Here is a 3,331-nt window from a genome sequence, read left to right on the forward strand (position 1 = left end):
TTTTGTTTTGAATATTGTCATGCTTTACAAGNTAATCTTTGACTACTGTAGTAGCAAGGTATGTTCTGAATACTTTGGCAGTTAATCCTTTCACAATGCTTGAATAATATGCATTGACATGTCTTGAAGTAATGTCATCAAAAATCTCATCTTTTGGCTTTTTGTTTTCTACTAATTTCTTTAGGTTCTCTTGGAATTGTTTGTCATGACCTTCAGCTATTACTTTTTCTTGCCATCTAACACTGTCTTTACCTAGAAAATCAAATTCAATTGCATTTGGTGTAATTTTGATATGCTCTTTCCTAAGTGTTGTAGCACCTACTGTATCTGCTTCATCTGGATCTTTTTCGTCCCCTACCCTCATGGCAGTTCTATAAATCAAATAACACGCAGTAGCAATTCTGCTCATTTTTGGGTCGTTGCTCTTCATATCTTTGACAATTCTATCTTTTATTTTGTCAATTTCTTTTGCAAGCTTTACTGCTTTTTCATATTTTTCCTTATCTCTATCTTGTTTTAGTCCAGCAGTATCTGCAAGCCAGACATACTTTCTTTTCTGTGTAAGAAAATCCATCCAGCTTGCTAGCCACATTGAATCTTTATCGTGAATTATCTTGCCCCAGTTACCTTCTGGAACTTTAGCCTCTTTTCCAAGGTTTAATGTAACATCTTTTGTAGTTACACGTGGTTTCCATTTTCCTCTAAGGGGATGTTCTCCACGTCCAATGAATATCCCAGGTGGTTCAGCCATGTAGTTTCCAACTTCAACCTCTTTTCCATCCATGATTGCAATTCCATATTTTGCTTTTAGTTTCTCTCGTAACTCTTTTCTTTTTGCAGCTAGGGATTTCTTTTCCTCTTTGGTCATCATTTCCCTAAGATCTTTTTCCTTGTCCACTATTTTGTAGGCATTAGAAAAAATCAATGTCTTCATATGATATTTTTTTAAATTTAGAATCTAATGTTTTTGCTAAAATCTGCTGTAAAGTTTTTCTGAAAAACCTTGTCTTGAACATATGGGGTGTCTTTCTTTTTTGCCCACTGGTATACCATTTCTTCCTGATTTAGATCAAGATTTACACTCTCTCCTTTGATCTTTATCTTGATTCCTTGGGCCTCATATGCCGGGGGAAATAAGATTCCATTATGTTGTAGTGTTTTCCATTTCATTTTTTTCACTTTAAAATTGCGGACTTTGACAAAAACTCAACTCTATGTGTATATCAATTTAACGTACAAGTCTGATGCTATCTGGGAAACAACTCTTTGCTCATGTATTTCTCAAATTCTAGGTCTGTTTTCATCTTTTTTGCCTCCATGAACATGGCTGCATCCGTTCCCACAATATATCGAGGCAAAATTTCGTCATCATGAATTGCCTTTAGAATGACTTTGGCTACTTCTGATGGGGGAGTTCCCATCTCTACCATCATTTTAAGACCTGCTAGAATATTATCTGTTAATTCTTTGTATTTAGGATCTACCTTTGATTCTGGAATTTTTCAACGAATTGAAAAAATTCGTTTTGATGACTCCTGGTTCTATCAAGGTGGTCTTTACTCCAAATTGACCTAATTCGTATCTGAGGCATTCACTTAATCCTTCCAATGCAAACTTTGTACTGATATAAGCTGAAGACCCTGGTAATCCTAATCTGCCGACAACTGAGCTAATGTTTACTATGATTCCTGATTTTTGATTTCTCATGATTGGTGAAACTTCTTGAATAATTCTAACAATGCTGAAAAAGTTAGTTTCAAATTGTTTTCTAAAATCCTCTATTGATACATCTTCAGTACATCCAAACTGTCCATATCCTGCATTGTTTACTAAGACATCTATCCTGCCACTTTCTGCCATAATTTTTTTGATTGTAGAAATTATTGATTCTTCACTGTCCACATCTAACTCGATTACATTAATTTTGAGATTCTCTTTTTTGGCGGCATATTCCAATTCTCCTGCTTTTTTAGTATCTCTCATACTTGCAAATGTGTTGTATCCGTCTCTTGCAAGAGACAATACAGTTTCTAATCCTATTCCTGATGAACTCCCTGTAACTAATGCAACCTTATTCATATTTACACTGTATTTTTGTCATATTTATCCCATTTTGATTGTTCATACTAGAGGTCTGTCTCCTTCCGTTGGATCAATCAATTCTGTTTTCTCGCCATTGTTGATTCTCTCTAGAATCTCTAATGCTGAATACTTGTGCAGATATTCGTTGTTGTTTCCACATCTATATGAGAATGTACATCGAGGGCATCCTGCTTCATTTTTGCACGGACACTCTTTTACAATATGCATACTTCTTACAAGGGCCTTTTCAAATCTGTCATAAAGTGCCTTGCTTGCACCGCTTCCTCCTATGGCTCCATCATATATGAAAATCAGGCCTGAAGTGCCTAATGATATCCCTCCTAAATCTTGGGATACTCCACCTGTGATCATATTGCTGCCTTCAATTACTACATGCTCTGTTGCATGATATCCACTTGCTTCAGCATAATCTTCATCCTCGGCACTTTCAATCACCTTGAGAGGTCTGGGTGCATGAAACACAATTCCCTTTGTTACAAAATCATATTCTAATGGAGTATCAAGCATTACTTTTTCTCCTTGAGTAACTTCCTGTCCTAACTCAATGTTGACATAACCATACACTTTCTTTTGAATATGTAACTTACAAAAAGCAAGTTCGATACCATTTGCACTTCGTCTCTCAAAAACAGTTTCAATTGTAGGCCATTCCTCAGTTAGAGATTTTGTATAATATGGATAATCTCTAGGGATCCTTTCTAGTTTGGCATAGTTTTTCTTTGGGTAATCAAACTCTTTGACTCTGTAGCGAACTCCTGCTAAAAAATAGATTGCATCTTTGTGTAATTCTTCTAATGCAATTGGCAGTATTCTATCTCCTACTTTGGTATCTGATAAAAAAATATCAATTGACTTGCCGATACCTCTTATGCTGTACTCATTTAGTATGGAATTGATTTTATCCAGATTTGGAATGATCCTGTTATTGAAAACAATTAGGTTTTCTTTGATGATATGATGTTCTATTACTTCCTGATGCTCTTTTAATTCGTGCTTGGAAATTGGTTTATCACATGCCATGGATAGCACCTGGAATTCTTCTACAAATGGATTCTTTGGGTCAATGTATGTTTTTTCAATATCCTCAAAATAATCATCAGGGTGATTCTTGTAGTACTGAGAAATAGGATCATTTCCTAACGCCAAAAAAGCATATCCTCTTTGCCCTTTTCTTGCAGCTCTGCCAATTCTTTGAACAAGTCTGTTTACTGGAATGGTAGATGATATG

4 protein-coding genes and 1 pseudogene are annotated in these 3,331 nt (G+C 35.5%); all 5 read right to left on the reverse strand.

All coding sequences use genetic code 11. The annotated features are described in order from the left end of the window. A pseudogene (locus tag BD31_RS10875) lies at positions 1-934 on the reverse strand (DNA topoisomerase I); the annotation flags it as partial. 17 nt (positions 935-951) lie between these two features. Beyond that, on the reverse strand, positions 952-1,170 hold the full coding sequence (locus BD31_RS10880; protein ID WP_250634639.1) for a hypothetical protein: 219 nt from the start codon (positions 1,168-1,170) through the stop codon (positions 952-954). 77 nt (positions 1,171-1,247) lie between these two features. After that, positions 1,248-1,433 (reverse strand): hypothetical protein, encoded by a 186-nt coding sequence (locus BD31_RS10675; RefSeq protein WP_008298298.1) that lies wholly within the window; start codon positions 1,431-1,433, stop codon positions 1,248-1,250. Between the two features lie 40 nt (positions 1,434-1,473). Then, complete coding sequence (locus BD31_RS02940) at positions 1,474-2,079, reverse strand: SDR family oxidoreductase (RefSeq protein ID WP_008298296.1); 606 nt, start codon at positions 2,077-2,079, stop codon at positions 1,474-1,476. Between the two features lie 42 nt (positions 2,080-2,121). Then, positions 2,122-3,331, reverse strand: a 1,210-nt coding sequence (locus tag BD31_RS02945) for a Zn-binding domain-containing protein (RefSeq protein WP_008298295.1), incomplete at its 5' end; no start/stop codon positions are given.

The organism is Candidatus Nitrosopumilus salarius BD31, from assembly GCF_000242875.2.
Classification (GTDB): Archaea; Thermoproteota; Nitrososphaeria; order Nitrososphaerales; family Nitrosopumilaceae; genus Nitrosopumilus; species Nitrosopumilus salarius.